Annotated in this window: 13 protein-coding genes; 12 read left to right on the top strand and 1 reads right to left on the bottom strand. The window is 65.8% G+C overall.

The features are described 5' to 3' along the window. The first annotated feature begins 70 nt into the window (after positions 1 to 70). From ACM2ZB_RS12775 to ACM2ZB_RS12725, 11 genes are all read left to right on the top strand, one after another. On the top strand, positions 71 to 2,200 hold the full coding sequence (locus ACM2ZB_RS12775; RefSeq protein ID WP_416055707.1) for a DUF3274 domain-containing protein: 2,130 nt from the start codon (positions 71 to 73) through the stop codon (positions 2,198 to 2,200). 236 nt (positions 2,201 to 2,436) lie between these two features. Further along, a complete protein-coding gene (locus ACM2ZB_RS12770) occupies positions 2,437 to 3,744 on the top strand; it encodes a DUF2875 family protein (protein WP_416055706.1) in 1,308 nt (435 codons plus the stop codon). 81 nt (positions 3,745 to 3,825) lie between these two features. Continuing rightward, positions 3,826 to 4,233, top strand: a complete 408-nt coding sequence (locus ACM2ZB_RS12765) for a DUF3274 domain-containing protein (RefSeq protein ID WP_416055705.1) — start codon at positions 3,826 to 3,828, stop codon at positions 4,231 to 4,233. A gap of 218 nt (positions 4,234 to 4,451) precedes the next feature. Further along, positions 4,452 to 5,768: a DUF2875 family protein gene (locus ACM2ZB_RS12760; protein ID WP_416055704.1), complete on the top strand. Its 1,317-nt coding sequence runs from the start codon at positions 4,452 to 4,454 to the stop codon at positions 5,766 to 5,768. A gap of 137 nt (positions 5,769 to 5,905) precedes the next feature. Next, entirely contained in the window at positions 5,906 to 7,093 is a 1,188-nt protein-coding gene (locus tag ACM2ZB_RS12755) for a hypothetical protein (protein WP_416055703.1), read from the top strand. Next, complete coding sequence (locus ACM2ZB_RS12750) at positions 7,084 to 8,184, top strand: hypothetical protein (RefSeq protein WP_313439225.1); 1,101 nt, start codon at positions 7,084 to 7,086, stop codon at positions 8,182 to 8,184. Before ACM2ZB_RS12755 ends, ACM2ZB_RS12750 begins: the two co-directional genes overlap by 10 nt. 89 nt (positions 8,185 to 8,273) lie before the next feature. After that, entirely contained in the window at positions 8,274 to 8,948 is a 675-nt protein-coding gene (locus ACM2ZB_RS12745) for a hypothetical protein (RefSeq protein WP_416055702.1), read from the top strand. A gap of 16 nt (positions 8,949 to 8,964) precedes the next feature. Beyond that, complete coding sequence (locus ACM2ZB_RS12740) at positions 8,965 to 10,617, top strand: CsgG/HfaB family protein (protein ID WP_416055701.1); 1,653 nt, start codon at positions 8,965 to 8,967, stop codon at positions 10,615 to 10,617. Positions 10,618 to 10,940: 323 nt separating this feature from the next. Beyond that, positions 10,941 to 12,590 (top strand): M28 family metallopeptidase, encoded by a 1,650-nt coding sequence (locus ACM2ZB_RS12735; RefSeq protein WP_416055700.1) that lies wholly within the window; start codon positions 10,941 to 10,943, stop codon positions 12,588 to 12,590. 163 nt (positions 12,591 to 12,753) lie between these two features. After that, positions 12,754 to 14,013: a sensor histidine kinase gene (locus tag ACM2ZB_RS12730; protein WP_416055699.1), complete on the top strand. Its 1,260-nt coding sequence runs from the start codon at positions 12,754 to 12,756 to the stop codon at positions 14,011 to 14,013. Further along, entirely contained in the window at positions 14,003 to 14,773 is a 771-nt protein-coding gene (locus ACM2ZB_RS12725) for a LytR/AlgR family response regulator transcription factor (RefSeq protein WP_416055698.1), read from the top strand. Before ACM2ZB_RS12730 ends, ACM2ZB_RS12725 begins: the two co-directional genes overlap by 11 nt. A gap of 59 nt (positions 14,774 to 14,832) precedes the next feature. Here ACM2ZB_RS12725 and ACM2ZB_RS12720 read toward each other — a convergent pair whose 3' ends face one another. Next, positions 14,833 to 15,447, bottom strand: coding sequence for a hypothetical protein (locus ACM2ZB_RS12720; protein ID WP_313439207.1), 615 nt, complete (start codon positions 15,445 to 15,447; stop codon positions 14,833 to 14,835). A gap of 309 nt (positions 15,448 to 15,756) precedes the next feature. Between ACM2ZB_RS12720 and ACM2ZB_RS12715 the strand changes: the two genes are divergently transcribed. Beyond that, positions 15,757 to 16,683 carry an oxygenase MpaB family protein gene (locus tag ACM2ZB_RS12715; RefSeq protein ID WP_416055697.1) on the top strand — a complete coding sequence of 309 codons (927 nt, stop codon included), beginning with the start codon at positions 15,757 to 15,759 and terminating at the stop codon, positions 16,681 to 16,683. Positions 16,684 to 16,816 lie beyond the last annotated feature (133 nt).

Below are 16,816 nucleotides of genomic sequence, written 5' to 3'. Positions count from 1 at the left end.
CTCGATGACCCGTCCGACCTCTGAGCGTTGTATCGCCACCGGCCGTGTGGTGACCCAACCGGCCGGCACCGTGCAGAAGGTGATCCTGCCGATGCCCAAGCCGGCCATCGTCATCCTCGTGCACGGGGTCAATGACGTGGGCGAGGCCTACGTGGAGCAGGAGACCGGCATCTGCCTGGGAATGAGTGAACGGCTGGACCGCACCGGGCGCCAGGAGTCGCTGTTGAGCGGTGCGTACTACCGGGTGCCGGACTGTGCCGATCGTGATGCTCCGGATCCGGACGCGGTGTACTTCCGGCGCTCGCACACCCAGGCGCGGTTCGCCCCCAAGGGCGTGGAAGCGCAGGAGCCACGCAGCGTGGTGATTCCGTTCTACTGGGGGTTCCGGGAGGAGGAGGGGATCAATCCCAGAACCGGCAAGCCGTGGATCGACAAGGAGCAGCCCCACGGCGAGTACCTCGACCGCCACGGCAACCGCCTGGACAAGGACAGCGCCAAGAACGGCGGGCCCTTCGCCAATGCCACCAGCTGCATTCCGGACATGTGGGCCGACGGCTTCTCTGGGCGCATCGCCAAGGTGCTGCCCAGCAACCCGGTTGGCGGCACCGCCACCCGGCCACTGCTGAAGGCGCGCTCGCGCCACTACATGGTGCTGGCGGCGCAGCGGCTGGCGATGCTGGTACGCATGATCCGCAGGAAGAACCCGGATGACACGATCAACGTGGTCGGGCACAGCCAAGGGTGTCTTGTGAGCCTGCTGGCCAATGCGTTCCTCAAGGACAGCGGTGATCGTCCCGTGGACACGCTGGTGATGAATCATCCGCCCTACGGCCTGGGGGAGAGCTTCCTGGACGGCCTTGAAACCGGCGATGACCAGCAGACCGTGGAGGCACGGGTGAAGACGCTGCAGTCCATCGTCGGCTTCATGACGGGTACGTCGCATGCGGTACCGGCCTTTTCCGCACTGGCCGATGCGCCAAGGAACAAGGTCGTTGGTCGGGGGTGGGGGCCGCAGCAGGCACAGCGCGCTTCTGTAAGCCAAGGTAGCAGCGCGTTCAACGAGCGCGACAACCGCGGCAAGGTGTACCTGTACTTCTGCCCGGATGACCAGACCGTGGCCCTGCAGACCGTGCAGGGTATTGGCTGGGCAGGTGTACCTGAACACGTGAAGGCGCTTACGACCGATGGCATGCAGCGCTGGACAGCAGCAAAAACCTATGACCGTACGCTGCAGAGCAGTGACTTCGAGCAGCGGATTCCCATGCTGTCCCCGTTGGGGGATCGCTTCAAGCAACGTTGCTTCACCAAGCGCATCCGCGACGGCAAGGCACTGAAAGTGGGTCTGCCACCGCATGAGTACGTGCTGGAGCTTTGGCATGAGTGGACATGGTCAGGTACCACGATGGGGATCAAGGACAAGATCGGCCGCGGCGGCTTCAGTACCGGGCAGTTGGTACGCGTTACCGGCGAAGCACTGACACCTCCGGTTGCGGCACAGCTGGGGGGCGATACCGACGGCATCTCGCCGATCGACGCCTCCATCGCAATGACGCAGGACGAAGGGCGGCTGTTGCCTTGGGAACGGTTCCCACGCCTGGTGCAAAGCACCAGTGATTACGTGCTCAAGTACGGGGAAGAGCTTCCGTGGCATGCCGTGCAGGACCTGGAGCGCGTATGGAACCAGGACAAGGACACGGTGGATCAGGCGCGGCTGATGCACGCGTTTCATCGTGGTGGCGGGCAGGTGGATATCCGCAGGCGGGAGACGCCGGCGGAGGTCAAACGCCGCTGGATGGACACCACCGACAGCGAAGACAACCGCAAGTCGTTCCACTCGAGCATTGTGGCCAATGCGATGCACAGCCAGAAGGTCACCGCCTATGACCTGTCGATCGGGCAGGCCAGGACGATCGATGACCGGACGTATTACCTGTATCTGTGCCTGGTGGCGGACTGGAGGACGCCGTGGGATGAGCGCAAGAAGATAGCGCCCACAACTGATCAAGTGGAGGTGGAAATGGCTCTGGACCTGTACAAAAGAGAAGGAGCCAAGTTCCCGCTGATTGCGCAGACCTTGCATTATCGCAACACCGGCATCCTCCCGGACTGTGCAAAGTGCGAGTTACCCACGCTGGTCTGGACGCAGACGGCCGCTGATCGAAAGAGATACCAGCCCGTGCAGCAGGGCGCAGGCGCATGAGGAGGCCCTGTCTCCTGATGCTGCTCTGTTTTCTTCTCCCGGCTTGCGAGAAGAAGAGTGCCCTGGAAAGGGCGTGGCCAGTAGACCCTGCCGCGTTTGAAGAGGCTGTGCGTCCGCCCCGTACCTATGACCCGGCCGTCCTCCCCAACGATTTCCTGGGGCTGAATCAATCCCCCATATCCGGCGCACCAGCGCCGCCGCTACCGGATGCCCCTGTTATGGAAAAAGATCAGCGCATGCTCACTCTGGACGTCATCGGTGTCGGTCTGTCCGTGGAGATGTTCCGCCAGGGGGATGTATGGCATGAGTTGAAGAGGGCAGACACATTCAGCGCGAATGCGATGCCGCCGAAAAACTCAACACGTTGGCGCCACGCGAATGGGCCGGGGGTTCTGGGGAAACGCCAGGCAGATACGCTCGAACTGGCCTTGAAGACCATGGTGGAGGCCTGGCCGATTCCCAGCGTAACAATTGTGTCTACCACCGCCAATGACTGGCTGCGGCGTATTGATACGGAAGAAGAGCTTCGGGAAATGGATAGCCGGTTCATCAACAGCACACGTATGCCAGCCGGCCTCCACTGGACCCAGATCAAGCAACTGGATGTCATCTACAGCGACACGCCCGAAGACGTGATCGAGGCCATCTTCCGGACGTTCGAGCGTCACCCTGATATGCCGGCGCTCCTGGTGTATGCCCTCGGGCCAGACGGAAAATACGACGCCCCGCGCACGGCCAGCACCCCGTTGGCCACCTATGCGGCCATGGTGGTCGCCCGCCGCGAGCGGGTGGAATGGCTGCGGCCGTGGGCACCGTATACCCAGATGGGCGAGGACACGATCTACCCAGGTTTCTGGAAATGGGGGCAGACGCCACCCAAACCCTTCAAACCCACACCGTTCTTTCCCACGCCCTGGACGCGCGGGCACTTCAAGCAATGGGACGAACTACCCACGCTCGCCAAGCTGCATCGACCGGTTGTCGCCCGCCTCACGGATGAGCAGGGCACGCCTCTCAAACGTCAGGCCCAGCACGAGGCGCTTGTGGAGGGCTGGAAACGGGCCGCCGGCGAAACCTACATCGACTCGGTGTTCCTTGACACCGGCAAGGCCGGTACCGGCATCGCCACACTGTCACCGGTGCTGCGCGAACTCAAGGGCAACCCGGACCTGCTGGATCCAAAGGAAGGCATCGACCTGTTTGCGCGGCTGGGCGAAACCGGTGCGGCCTCGCCGTTCGTGCAACTGGTACTGGCCACGATGGCCGCGGCCGAATCGAAGCGGGCCAGCATGGTGGTGCCGATGCGGCGGCCGGACCAGGTGACGATGATCCAAGTGAGCCCTTCGGACGATGAGATTCCGTCGTACCTGTTCAAGCCACGCTTGCTGCCGCAGACCTCGCAGGCGCCGGATGTGCCGGAACAGCAGCCTGCAGCGCCGCGCTACGTTGCGCCGATGTCGATGGACAAGGAAACCGTTGCTGCCGACCGCAAGGCACTGGATGAGCTGCTGCGCGATGGTGGCGGCACCATTGAGGGTATCTAAGGGATGTGTGAGGGCTGTTTCACCAAACGTATCCGCGATGGTCAAGGCCTGAAGTTTGGGTTGTCGCCGCATGGCTGCTGGATGGACACCACCGACAGCGAAGACAACCGCAAGTCGTTCCACTCGAGCATCGTAGCCAACGCGATGCACAGCCAGAAGGTTACCGCCTATGACCTGTCGATCGGGCAGGCCAGGATGATCGATGACCGGACGTACTACCTGTATCTGTGCCTGGTGGCGGACTGGAGGACGCCGTGGGATAAGCGTGAAAAGGTTGCTCCCACCAGTGATCCCGAAGAGGTGGAAAAGGCGCTAGAGATCTATCACCGTGAAGGAAGTGACTTTCCCTTGATTGCGCAGACTTTGCGCTATCGCAAGACCGGCATCCTGCCCGAATGTGCGAATTGCGAGTTACCCACTCTGGTCTGGACGCAGACGGCCGCTGATCGAAAGAGATACCAGCCTGTGCGACAGGGCGCGGGCGCATGAGGAGGCCCTGTCTTCTGATACTGCTCTGTCTTCTTCTGCAAGCTTGCGAGAAGAAGAGTGCCCTGGAAAAGGCGTGGCCAGTAGACCCTGCCGCGTTTGCAGAGGCTGTGCGTCCGCCCCTTACCTATGACCCGGCCGTCCTTCCCAACGATTTCCTGGGGCTGAATCAATCCCCCATCTCTGGCGCGCAGCCGCCACCGCTACCGGATGCCCCCGCTATGGATAACGATCAGCGCATGCTCACTCTGGACATCATCGGCGTCGGGCTGTCCGTGGAGATGTTCCGCCAGGGCGATGTGTGGCATGAGTTGAAGCAGGCGGACAGCTTCAGTGCAAATGTGATGCCGCCCAGAGACTCACCACGTTGGCGACATGCAAATGGCCCGGGAGTTCTGGAGAAGCGTCAGGCAGATACTCTGGAGCTGGCCTTGAAGACCATGGTGGAGGCCTGGCCGATTCCCAGTGTGACAGTTGTTCCGACCGATGCAAATGATTGGCTACGTGAAATTCGATCCGACGAACGTCTAAGAGAGATGGATGGCCGGTTCATCAACAGCACCCGCATGCCAGCCGGCCTCCATTGGACCCAGATCAAGCAACTGGACGTGGTCTACAGCGACACGCCTGAAGATGTGATCGAAGCCATCTTCCGGACGTTCGAGCGTCACCCCGATATGCCGGCCCTCCTTGTCTATGGCAAAGGGCCGCGAGGAAAATACGATGCCCCGCGCACGGCCAGCACCCCGTTGGCCACCTATGCGGCCATGGTGGTCGCCCGCCGCGAGCGGGTGGAATGGCTGCGGCCGTGGGCGCCGTATACCGAAGTGAACGTCGATGAGTGGTGGCCGCAATTCAACGGATGGCAGGCAACCCCGCCGAAGCCTTTCAAACCCACACCGTTCTTTCCCACCCCTTGGACGCGCGCCCACTTCAAGCAATGGGACGAACTACCCACGCTCGCCAAGTTGCATCGCCCGGTCGTCGCCCGCCTCACGGATGAGCAGGGCACGCCTCTCAAACGTCAGGCCCAGCACGAGGCGCTTGTGGAGGGCTGGAAACGGGCCGCCGGCGAAACCTACATCGACTCGGTGTTCCTTGACGCCGGCAAGGCCGGTACCGGCATCGCCACACTGTCGCCAGTACTGCGCGAGCTCAAGGGCAACCCGGACCTGCTGGATCCAAAGGAAGGCATCGACCTGTACGCGCGGCTGGGCGAAACCGGTGCGGCCTCGCCGTTCGTGCAACTGGTACTGGCCACGATGGCCGCGGCCGAATCGAAGCGGGCCAGCATGGTGGTGCCAATGCGGCGGCCGGACCAGGTGACGATGATCCAAGTGAGCCCTTCGGACGATGAGATTCCGTCGTACCTGTTCAAGGCGCGGCTGCTGCCGCAGACCTCGCAGGCTCCGGATGTGCCGGAACAGCAGCCTGCAGCGCCGCGCTACGTTACGCCGATGTCGATGGACAAGGAAACCGTTGCTGCCGACCGCAAGGCACTGGATGAGCTGCTGCGCGATGGTGGGTCCGGTGGGTGAGATTGATAGGCGACAGGGCTTGAGTTTTAACTGACCTGGACTGTCGCATCTTGCCCGTTTTGTAAACAGCGGCTATCGTTGCGCCCTTCACACGCCTGTGCCGCGTCCGGCATGGGGTGGACACAGGACGCAGGTCGATGGCTTCAAGGAAGAGGACTGCACGCGCCCTGCGCGTGCTGTTGGTGCTGTGCATGGTGGCCTTCACGGGGGCCGCGCAGGCCGCAGACAAATCGCAGCAGGCCTACTGGGCCGGTTTTGCCTATACCGCTGATGCCGCTGCCGTGCAGGCCACCACGCCGCATGCGCATGCCGTGCTGGAAAAGCGTGGCCTGATCCCGCTCAACCAGACCCTGGCCCAGGCGCTGAAGCGCCGCCCGCCGGCCAGCCTGGAACTGATCGACCAGCCGGTGGCGATGCTCGACGGCACCACCAGCGCCATCGTGCTGGCCGCGGCGCTGGACCGCGAACTGGTGTCGGTCGAGCCGATCGGCAACCAGTACAAGGTGCTGGTGGAAGTGGCGCTGCAGGCGCTGTTCTTCGACTTCCGCGAACGCCAGGTGGTCGCGTCCTACCCGGTCACCCTGCAGCGCATCGACGTGCAGGACTACCGCCCGGACAGCGACGATATCGACGCGATCGTTGCCGATCTGCTGTATGGCAGCGGCAACGCCGCGCTGCCGCAGGTGCTGGCCACCACCCTGGCCCAGGCCAAGCTGCCTGAAGCCGCCTCGCGGCGCCTGCAGGTGGGTGCGGTGACGCTGTCCGAGGCTGCCCTGGCCAAGCTGCCGGACCCGAAGTGGTCCGACACGCTGCGCGCCACCCTGGCCCACGAACTGTCCAAGACGCTGTCGGCCAACACCGGTGTGGGCCTGCTGCCGCCGGCGTCGGGCCAGGCCATTGGCGGCGCGATGGCCGCGCGCTTTGCCGACGGCAAGGTCTACCAGCTGAAGATTCCCGAGCCGGACTATGTCATCACCGTGCAGGTCGATGCGCTGAAGAACGGCGTCATCAATGAAACCCCGGCGATGAAGACGATGCTGTTCGGCGCGTTCTTCACCACCAAGGTGACCGAGCCTTTCTCCGGCAAGGTCTATTTCGAACAGCCGCTGCGCAAGGGCGCCACCAAGGTGGTGCCGGTCACGCAGTGGCAGGTCGACCAGTGGTCGGCCAGCTACGAAACCCTGCTGGCCGGCTTCGATGCCTTCGCCGGCGCCGCGGCCAAGCGTGCCGATTCGCGCGCGTGGCTGGACGAACAGAAGCCGGGCGGCCGCCCGTTGCAGCAGCAGACCCAAGCCCTCCAGGAGTTGATCAAGTCATGTCGTTGATGCGTACCATCCTGCTCATCCTCATCGCCCTGGTGGTGGCCTCGCCGGTCGCCGCACAGACCGCCAGTTCGCGTGGCACCGGTTCGGCCAGCTACAGCCTGCGCCTGAGCGCCGGCACCCGCACCGAAGCCATGAACAAGGCCAAGGTCAATGCACTGGAGGCGTATATCGCCGAAACCGGTGCGGCCAAGCTGCGCCTGTTCGAAGCACGCCGCGCCGAGTTCATCGGTGAAATCGACCGCTACGTGCTCAGCGCCGTGCAGCTGTCGGACAACGAGGACAAGAAGGCCAAGACCTACAGCGTCACCGTCCGCGCCGAGATCAACACCACCCTGCTGCAGACCAAGCTGGATGCCGGTTCGGCCGTGGCCGGTGCCACCGCCGCCCAGCGTTCGCTGCTGACCTTCCTGTTCATGGCCCGCTCGCAGGACACCGTGCAGTCGTTCCAGGACAAGGAATACCGTCGCGCCGACGTCAGCACCAGCTACAGCGAAAACACCCGCGAAGGTGATTCGTTCCGTGGCAACTCGGTCAGCACCAACGGCAGCATCAACCAGAACGGTTCGATGTCGGTCACCACCGGTGGCAGCACCACCGCACGTGCCGACAACATCACCTGGAAGGTGGCCAACGCCGCCGAGGTCAACACCGCCATGACCGGCGCCTTCAGCGCGGCCGGCTACGAAGTGGTGGAAGCGGAGTACGTGGAAGGCGAGTCGCGCGGCCTGCTCAGCATCGAGCGCATCCGCAAGGACTTCAGCACCGGCAACGACCTGGCCCCGGCCACCCTGCGCGATACCGCCAACGGCATCCGTGCGGCCAACATCCCGTACATCGCTGTGGGCACGCTGGACGTGGGCATGCGTGACCGCGATCCGGCCAGTGGCAACACCCGCGTGTTCGTCACCGTCACCGGCAAGGTGCTGGACGTGACCGGTCGCTTCCCGCGCACCGTGTCCTCGGTCGGCCCGGTGCAGTTCTCCGGCACCGGCCCGAACGAAACCGTGGCCCGCACCAACGCCCTGCAGCTGGCCGCCGAAAAGGCTGCCCAGCAGATGATCAACGAGCTGAACGTCAAGGCGGTCCGCTGATCCCTGGCAAGCGTCGCCGGGCATGGCCCGGCGCTACCCCCCTGTTTCCACGTGCCGCTTCGCGGCCGTCTCTCCCAAAGGACACTTCCATGATCCGCAATACCGCTCTTTTCGTGGCCATCGCCGCCGCTACCCTGTCCATGCCGGCCCACGCGGGCCTGGGCAAGCTGAAGGACCTGGCCGGCTCCGCCACCGGTTCCTCCAGCAGCGCCTCCAGCGCCGCCGCCCCGGACGAAGCCGCACAGGAAGCCCTGGTGCGCCGCTTCGTCACCTCGCAGTCGCACTCGCTGCAGGCCCAGACCTCGTTCGCCCGCGCCTTCGGCCTGGCCGAGCAGGTGCAGCTGCTGGAAGCCGAGCGCCAGGCGCTGTCGTCCGGTTCGGTCAGCGTCGATGCGATGAAGAAGTCGGTGTCGGTCAGCGAAGCTGCCCAGGCGGCGATCGACGAGCGCCAGGCGGCCCAGCCGGAACTGAACGCCGAATCGAAGAAGCACTACGCCGATGGCCTGGTCTCGCTGCTGGCCTCGGCCGCTGAAGCGCAGAAGCTGGGCGGCGAAGCCAGCAACTTCACCGCCGGCATGAAGAACCTGGGCGCCACCCAGATGGCCACCGTGGGCCGCAAGCTGGCCGCCGGTGCCTGGGTTGCCAAGGAATCGCCGGGCTTCATCCAGGGCCTGTACGGCTCGACCAAGTCGGCCGTGACCTTCGCCAAGAAGAGCAAGGTGAAGGTGCCGTCCAACGCCGATTCGATGCTCGACTCGATCTGATCCGAGGTCCGACCCCATGCGTATGACGACCCGATTGATCGGACTGGGGCTGGCCGCTGCCCTCCTTGCCGCGTGCGGCAAGGAGGACGCGCCGGCTGAAACGGCACCGGCTGCCAAGGAAAAGGCCCCCAGCGCGCTGGCGGCCAATGCACCGGCGGAGGAAGCGCCGCTGCGCGGTTCGCCGGACTTCGGCGGTACCACCCAGGTCGCCCGCGAAGCCGACGGCATCGGCAGCACCCCGGAACTGGCGGTGCTGGCGGCATTGCAGTCGGCCGTGGCCCAGGTCAACGGCGTACGCGTGGCCAGCCAGATGCAGAGCCTGCGCGCAGGCCTGCATGTGGATGTGGATGACCAGCACGTCGGCGATATCCGCGCCGACGCGTTCACCCAGCAGATGATCGCCGGCTCGCAGGGTGCGGTGCTGGGCTATGAAATCCTCTCGCAGGACGAAGTGCGTCAGCTGGACGAGGAAACCATCGCCCGCGTGCGCGCCAGCGATGAAGGCTGGAGCTTCAAGGGCCAGGCCTCGGCCAGCGCCTCCGGCCAGGCCGAGGCGAAGGGCTCGGACGGCAATGCGTCGGCCTCGGCCAGCTACAAGGAAAACTACGAAGAGAACGTGAAGGTCGACGCCAAGCGCGGTGCCAGCTCGTTCGATTCGGATGTGACCCACCGCAGCATGCGCAGCTACTGGAAGGTGCGCGTGCGTGCGCAGATCGCCCAGTACCGTGCACCGGACGAGCAGGGCAAGCCGAAGATCGTGGTTGCGTTGCCGCGCACCAAGGCCGGCAGCTATGCCGTGGGCGATGGCCGCGTGAGTGCCGATGAAGTGGCCGATGCGATCCGCGCGCGCCTGTCCGACACGCTGACCCAGACCCAGCGTTTCATCGTGCTGGACCGTGAGTTCGGCGACGAACTGCAGGCCGAGATCGACCACATCAACAGCGGCAACGTGCGCCTGCAGGACACCGCACGCGTGGGCCAGCAGCTGGCGACCGACCTGATCCTGATCCCGACCATCGAACGCTTCGAGTACCCGCGCAGCGTGCGCAACCTGCGCATGTCCGACCGCCAGGTGACCTCGTATTCGGGCGGCGGCCGCATCACCCTGCGCCTGATCAACGCCACCACCGGCCAGGTGGTGATGTCCGACAGCTTCGACCACCAGCTGGCCTCGACCGGCCCCAGCACCCTGCCGCGCGTGGTCAATGGCCGCAACATGGCCGCGGCGATGATGGAATCGCTGTCGGGCCAGATCGGCACGACCATCGTCACCACGCTGTTCCCGGTATCGGTGGTGTCGGTGGACGGTGACCAGGTGGTGCTGAGCCAGGGCGGCGAAAGCCTGCAGGCCGGCCAGCGCTGGCAGGCCGTGCGCCTGGGCGAGGAGCTGAAGGACCCGCAGACCGGCCGCTCGCTGGGCCGCAGCGAACACCCGTGCTGCACCATCCGCATCGACCGCGTGGCCGCACAGACCTCCTACGGCACCATCGAGGAAGGCGTGGACGCCATGCGCGGCGGCTTCCGCCCGGGCCAGGTGGAACTGCGCCAGAAGCTGGGCAGCAAGCCGGCAGCCGCCGCGGCGACGGCCTCGGCCACCCCGGCTGCCCGCCCGGCCGCCAAGCCGAAGCCCAAGCCCGCTGCTGCCCCGGCAGAAGACCCGAACTGGTAACAGGCTCAAGCAACATACAGATGGGGTCAGAGCCCTTTCCCGCCGGGAAAGGGATCTGACCCCTTCTTGTTTGACGCCGTTCCCACAGACCGCAGAAATCTGTCGAAGGCGGGGTGGGTCCGGTTGCGGGGGTGTAAGCGCAATGGATGGCGCGCCCAAGCCTACATGGACGTATTCACGGTGTCCCCCGCAACCGGACCCACCCCGCCATCCCACGGATAGCCCGCTGTTGCTGTTGCTTCGGCCCTGGCCTCTGCAGGTGCGGGGCGCAGCCCTGCCGAATCCAATTACACTCCAGAAGGATTTTCCTGCTGGAGAGAGCAATGAAACGAGCAGTACTGGGCGTGCTCGCCCTGTCCGTGTCGAGCGCACTGATGGCGGCCACCCCGAAGTTCGACGGCGCGCGCATCTCCGCCGACGTCAAGGAACTGGCCTCCGACGCCTACGAAGGCCGCTCCCCGGCCACCGCCGGCGAAGAAAAGACCATCGCCTACCTCAGCAAGCAGTTCGCCGCCGCCGGCCTGCAGCCCGGCGGCGACCTCAAGGACGGCAAGCGCCTGTGGACCCAGGCCGTGCCCCTGCGCAAGGGCGACATCGTCGGTACCCCGCAGCTGGCCCTGCACCAGGGCGACAAGACCCTCACCCTCGACCAGGGCAAGCAGATCGCCGTGCGCGCCGCCATGAACGGTGCCACCAACGTCGACATCAGCAAGGCCCCGCTGGTCTTCCTCGGCTACGGCGTGAAGGCGCCTGAGCGCAACTGGGACGACTTCAAGGGCGTGGACCTGAAGGGCAAGATCGCCGTCGTGCTGATCAACGACCCCGACTTCGAAACCGGCAAGGGCGACTTCGATGGCAAGGGCATGACCTGGTACGGGCGCTGGCCGTACAAGTACGAAGAAGGTGCCCGCCAGGGCGCGCTGGGCGTGCTGATCGTGCACGAAACCGCACCGGCCTCGTACGGCTGGGCAACGGTGGCCGGTTCCAACACCAACACCATGTTCGACGTGGTGCGCGACAACCCCGCCGAGACCCACCCGCTGCTGGAAGGCTGGATCCAGCGCGATCTGGCCGTGGAACTGTTCCGCTCGGCCGGGCAGGATTTCGAAGCGCTGAAGAAGAAGGCGCAGCAGCGCGACTTCACCCCGGTACCGCTGACCGGCGCCAGCCTGGATGCGAAGTACGCGGTGAAGACCGAAGTGATCACCTCGCACAACGTGGCCGCGCGCCTGGAAGGCAGCAGCCATGCCGATGAGACCATCATCTACAGCGCGCACTGGGACCACATCGGCGTGGGCGAACCGGATGCACGCGGCGACCGCATCTTCAACGGCGCGCTGGACAATGCCAGCGGCACCGCCGCGCTGATCGAACTGGCCCGCGGCTTCGCCAAGGCCCCGCGCCCGCAGCGCTCGCTGCTGTTCCTGGCCGTCACCGCCGAGGAAAAGGGCCTGCTGGGTTCGGAGTACTACGCCACCCACCCGCTGTACCCGCTGGAAAAGACCGTGGCGGCGATCAACATGGATGGCATGGCGCCGTTCGGCCCGTCGCGCGATTTCGGCATCTACGGCACCGCGCGCTTCGAGCTGCTGGACCAGCTGAAGGACGTGGCCAAGGGCTGGGACATCCGCTATACCCCGGACCCGAAGCCGGAGGCGGGCCTGTTCTTCCGCTCCGACCACTTCTCCTTCGCCAAGCGCGGCGTGCCGGCGCTGTCCTGGTCGGCTGGCCAGGACTGGGTGGACGGTGGCGTGGCCGCCGGCAGGAAAGCTTCGGAGGACTACACCGCCAAGCGCTACCACCAGCAGGGCGACGAATGGCAGCCGGACTGGGTGTTTGCCGGTGCCGCCCGCGACCTGGAAGTGCTCTACACCCTGGGCAACCAGCTGGCCAATTCGCGCAACTGGCCGAACTGGAGCAAGGACGAGTCCTTCCGCGCCGTGCGTGACGCCAGCGCCGACCAGCGCAGATAAGGGATTGCGGGGCGCTGCCCCGCCACCCTTCGGTAGCGCCGGGCCATGCCCGGCGTTGCCGTAACGGCTTCCATCCCCGCTTTCCGGCCCTTCGTCGCAGGCCGCTTGTGTGCCCGATGGGCCGCCCTATGCTCGGCTCACCCCCTTCCTCCAAGGCGCCACCGTGATCGCCAGCCTCTCCCTCATCCTCCGCCACCTGCTGGCCTGGGCCGCCGCACTGGTTGTCGCCGGCATGGTCTGGAGCGGCATCTTCAGCGGCATGAACGATGGCCCGGGCTGGGTCTTCGGCCTGCTGGCGATGTTCCTGATGATCACCGCGCTGGGCAGCGCCATCACCCACGTGCGCCGCGTGTGGCTGGTGGCCGGGCGCCTGGATGGCAGCACACTGTCTGCCCGCCAGCGCCGCCAGGTGGAACTGCCGATGGATGCCGGCCCGGCCTTCGCCGTGGTCGAAGCCGCCCTGGCCGAGCTGCCGCGCGTGGAAGATGTGGAGAGCGCCGCTGGCAGCCTGCAGGTGCGCGCCTACGTGCGTCGCGTCGATCCCTGGAATGGCCGCCAGCCCTCGCGCTGGAACCTGCCTGCGCGGCTGGCGATCAAGCGCAACAGCGTGCAGGCCACGGTCACCCCGGGGCAGGGCACCAGCACCGTCACCCTGCTGTTCGAGCCCGATGCCGGCTGGTGGGCCGATCTGCTGGCGCTGGACGAAGGCAGCAACTTCGAGAACGCCGAAGCGGTCACCCGCGCGATCAGCCGCCGCGTGGCCGACCAGCGCCGCGACGAGCAGGCGGCCGCCGAACAGACCCAGGTGGAAAAGGAACTGTCGGTGGCGCGGCTGAACCTGCTGCACGCGCAGGTGGAACCGCATTTCCTCTACAACACCCTGGCCAACGCGCAGGTGCTGACCCGCACCGATCCGGCGCGTGCCGATCAGATGCTGGGCCACCTGATCCAGTACCTGCGCAGTTCGCTGCCGCAGGTGGACGAATCGGTGTCCACCCTGGGCGTGGAGCTGGAGCGTACCCGCGCCTACCTGGAAATCCTGCGCATCCGCATGGGCGCGCGGCTGGCGGTGGAAGTGCAGGTACCCAATGAACTGCACGGTGTGCACCTGCCGGCGATGGCCCTGCAGACGCTGGTGGAAAACGCGATCAAGCACGGCCTGGAACCCAAGCCCGGTGGCGGCACCATCTGGATCCTGGCGCGCGGCTTCGATGACCACGTGACCGTGACCGTCGCCGACGACGGCCTGGGCTTCGGCCAGGGCACCAGCGGCACCGGCATCGGCCTGAAGAACCTGCGCGAGCGCCTGCGCCTGACCTGCGGCGAGCAGGCCGGTGTGGCGATCGTCGCCAACTTCCCCAGCGGCGTGGCCGCGACCATGACCCTGCCGCAGTCGGCCAAGGAACGCAGCCATGCCGCTTGAAGCCCTGATTGCCGAAGACGAGGAACTGCTGCGGCAGTCGCTGGTGGAACAGCTGGGCCGGCTGTGGCCGGAACTGAAGCTGGTGGCCGAGTGCGAGGATGGCGCCAGTGCGCTGGAGCAGCTGGCCGAGAAGCAGCCGGACATCGCCTTCCTGGATATCCGCATGCCGGGCATCACTGGCATCGAGGTGGCCCGCGCCTTGTCCGAACTGAGCCCGCGCACCCAGGTGGTGTTCGTCACCGCCTACGACCAGTACGCCATCGATGCGTTCGAACAGGGCGCCATGGATTACCTGCTCAAGCCGGTCAGCGACGAGCGCCTGCTGGCCACGCGCGAACGCATTCTTTCGCGCCTGCCCACCACGCGCCAGGATGATGCGGTGCTGGAACGCCTGCTGCAGCGCCTGGGCCCGTCACAGGGCGCAGGTGACCGCCCGCCACTGGCCTGGATCACCGCCAGCAACGGCCGCGAGACGCAGCTGATCATGCTGGAGGACGTGGTCTATTTCCGCGCCGACAACAAGTACACCACGGTGGTCACCGCCGCCGGCGAAAGCCTGCTGCGCACGCCGCTGCGCGAACTGCTGGACGTACTCGACCCGCAGCACTTCCGCCAGGTGCATCGTTCCACCATCGTCAACATGAAGGCGGTGGCCGCGGTCAGCCGCGACGATACCGGGCGCGGCGTGCTGCGTCTGCGCCAGCGCAGCGAGACGCTGGTGGTCAGCCAGCCGTTCATGGCCCTGTTCCGCGGCATGTAGAAAAAACAATGCCACCGTGATCGCTCACGGTGGCATTGCGGATCCCCCCGCTTTTCGCGTCAGTACGCCGGCTGCAGGGTCAGGTCGTGGTGGTGTTCGGTTTCGCCGACATGGTTGAGCCGGCCGACCAGTTCGGAGTGCTGCCGCATGCGCCCGATCTCGGTCATGATGCGGATGTCCTCGTGGCGCAGTTCGCGCTTGGCGGTGACCGCCTGCTTGTAGTCCAGCACTTCCGGGTAATGCTCGGCCAGGTCCAGAGCTTCGGCCACGCATTCGACGCTGTCGGCCTTGGAGGTGATGCGCGCACGGCTGTTGAAGGCTTTCATCCAGCGCTCGAAACCGGCCTGCTGGTCGAACATGTTGGCCATGAACCAGATCACGAACAGGATCGAGACCCACGAACCGAACACCACGACCACGCGGGTGAAGGTGATGTGGTAGTCATCGCGCCAGAGATAGTTGGCGATCAGGCCGAGGATGAGCAGCGACGCCGCCTGCCAGCCGATGATCGAGGCGATCAGCCATTGGCACTTGGCCTGGGCCAGCACCGCCACTTCATCGCGGATCTGCTGCTCGCTGAGGTTGCGCCAGTGCGCCACCTGTTTATCGAACGGGCTGTGGTAGAGCTCGTTGTCGCGAAGCAGTAGTCCCAAACCCTTGAACAAAGCAATCATGGCTGGCTCCCTTGTGGAACGTGCGTCGATCAGCATTGGACGGTGTGGCGGATTCAGTTCTAGCACTTCCAGCGGCCCGTGCAATGGGCGCAATGCCTAGCGCCGTAAGGGTTTTGTCTGAATGGGTGAATGTTGTTGCGGCGCAGCATCGCGCCGGTAGCCTGCGTCAAGATGTCGCAGGGTGAAATGTGCTGCGGCTGCACATGAAACCGTGGCTGAGCCGGTGGACTCGCTGCATGCGCCCGTATCGCCCAGAATCGAGGCTGACCGCGCAGACCGCGGCCGATTCCGCCACCGCCTGGACCGAAGATGCCGCCGTTGCTGCACCGCCTTGCCCGCCCCGTCACCGCGCCCATCCGGCGCTGGGTGCTTGATGCCTTCCCGCGCGGCCAGAGCGGCATCGATTACGACCACCCGCTGGGCGATCCGGGCTGGTTCGGGCCGGACAGCGTGACCTGGCGCATGCATGCCGAGCTGCCCTCGATGCTGGCCGGCGGCCTGTGCGCGCTGATGCTGCAGACCCTGCACCCGCGCGCGCTGGCTGGCGTGTACGACCATTCCAACTTCCGCCAGGACCTGGTGGGGCGCCTGCGGCGGACCACGGCCTTCGTGGCGGGTACCAGCTATGCGCCGGCTGGTGAAGTGGAAACGCTGGTGGCCAAGGTGCGCCGCATCCATGCGCAGATCCGCGGCTGCACAGCGCAGGGGGAGCCCTATGCGGCCGATGACCCGCAGCTGCTGACGTGGGTGCACGTGACCGAGGCGTTCGGCTTCCTGCAGGGCTATCGCCGCTACGGCCGCGAGGTGCCGGTGGAGATTGCCGACCGCTACTACGACGAGTACCGCTGCGTGGCCGAAGCACTGGGTGCGGTGGATGTGCCGCGCAGCGAGGCGGAAGTGGCCGCCTACTTCTGTGCGCGGCAGCCGGAGCTGCTGGCCGATGCGCGCTCGCGCGAAGTGCTGGAGGTGCTGTCGGCGGTCAACCTGCCGGTGCCGATTCCGGGCCTGTCGCGCGCGGTGTTCCTGGGTGCGGGCGCCGCGCTGCTGCCCGACTGGGCCGAGGCGATGCTGGAGCGCAGTACCGGCCAGCGGACGCAGGCTGCAGCGTCGGCCAAGCTGATGCAGGGCATGGCACCGCTGTTCCGCCGCGCGCTGCCCGATGGCCTGGCCACGCGCGCCTGCGCACGCGTGGGCGTGCCGGTGGACGTGTTGCGCGAGTGGCCGGCGGTGGGGTGATCGATGCTGCGTATCCACGCATGGCGTGGATCTACGGCTCGATTCCGTGCGGCAGTAGATCCACGCCATGCGTGGATGGCGGAAAAGCGCCAACCAAGGTTGGCCCCTACCAGAGCAGGTTGCGAGATCGATG

It is taken from the genome of Stenotrophomonas maltophilia (assembly GCF_047782825.1).
GTDB lineage: Bacteria > Pseudomonadota > Gammaproteobacteria > Xanthomonadales > Xanthomonadaceae > Stenotrophomonas.
Note: the sequence above shows the minus strand (reverse complement) of the source record. Positions and strands in the feature narration are given on the sequence as shown.

What these genes read in the sequence shown, in the direction of transcription:
- ACM2ZB_RS12770 (WP_416055706.1), top strand. Translation starts at nt 2,437, where the DNA reads ATGCTCACTCTGGACGTCATCGGTGTCGGTCTGTCCGTGGAGATGTTC.
- ACM2ZB_RS12765 (WP_416055705.1), top strand. Translation starts at nt 3,826, where the DNA reads ATGGACACCACCGACAGCGAAGACAACCGCAAGTCGTTCCACTCGAGC.
- ACM2ZB_RS12760 (WP_416055704.1), top strand. Translation starts at nt 4,452, where the DNA reads ATGGATAACGATCAGCGCATGCTCACTCTGGACATCATCGGCGTCGGG.
- ACM2ZB_RS12755 (WP_416055703.1), top strand. Translation starts at nt 5,906, where the DNA reads ATGGCTTCAAGGAAGAGGACTGCACGCGCCCTGCGCGTGCTGTTGGTG.
- ACM2ZB_RS12750 (WP_313439225.1), top strand. Translation starts at nt 7,084, where the DNA reads ATGTCGTTGATGCGTACCATCCTGCTCATCCTCATCGCCCTGGTGGTG.
- ACM2ZB_RS12745 (WP_416055702.1), top strand. Translation starts at nt 8,274, where the DNA reads ATGATCCGCAATACCGCTCTTTTCGTGGCCATCGCCGCCGCTACCCTG.
- ACM2ZB_RS12740 (WP_416055701.1), top strand. Translation starts at nt 8,965, where the DNA reads ATGCGTATGACGACCCGATTGATCGGACTGGGGCTGGCCGCTGCCCTC.
- ACM2ZB_RS12735 (WP_416055700.1), top strand. Translation starts at nt 10,941, where the DNA reads ATGAAACGAGCAGTACTGGGCGTGCTCGCCCTGTCCGTGTCGAGCGCA.
- ACM2ZB_RS12725 (WP_416055698.1), top strand. Translation starts at nt 14,003, where the DNA reads ATGCCGCTTGAAGCCCTGATTGCCGAAGACGAGGAACTGCTGCGGCAG.
- ACM2ZB_RS12720 (WP_313439207.1), bottom strand. Translation starts at nt 15,447, where the DNA reads ATGATTGCTTTGTTCAAGGGTTTGGGACTACTGCTTCGCGACAACGAG.
- ACM2ZB_RS12715 (WP_416055697.1), top strand. Translation starts at nt 15,757, where the DNA reads ATGCCGCCGTTGCTGCACCGCCTTGCCCGCCCCGTCACCGCGCCCATC.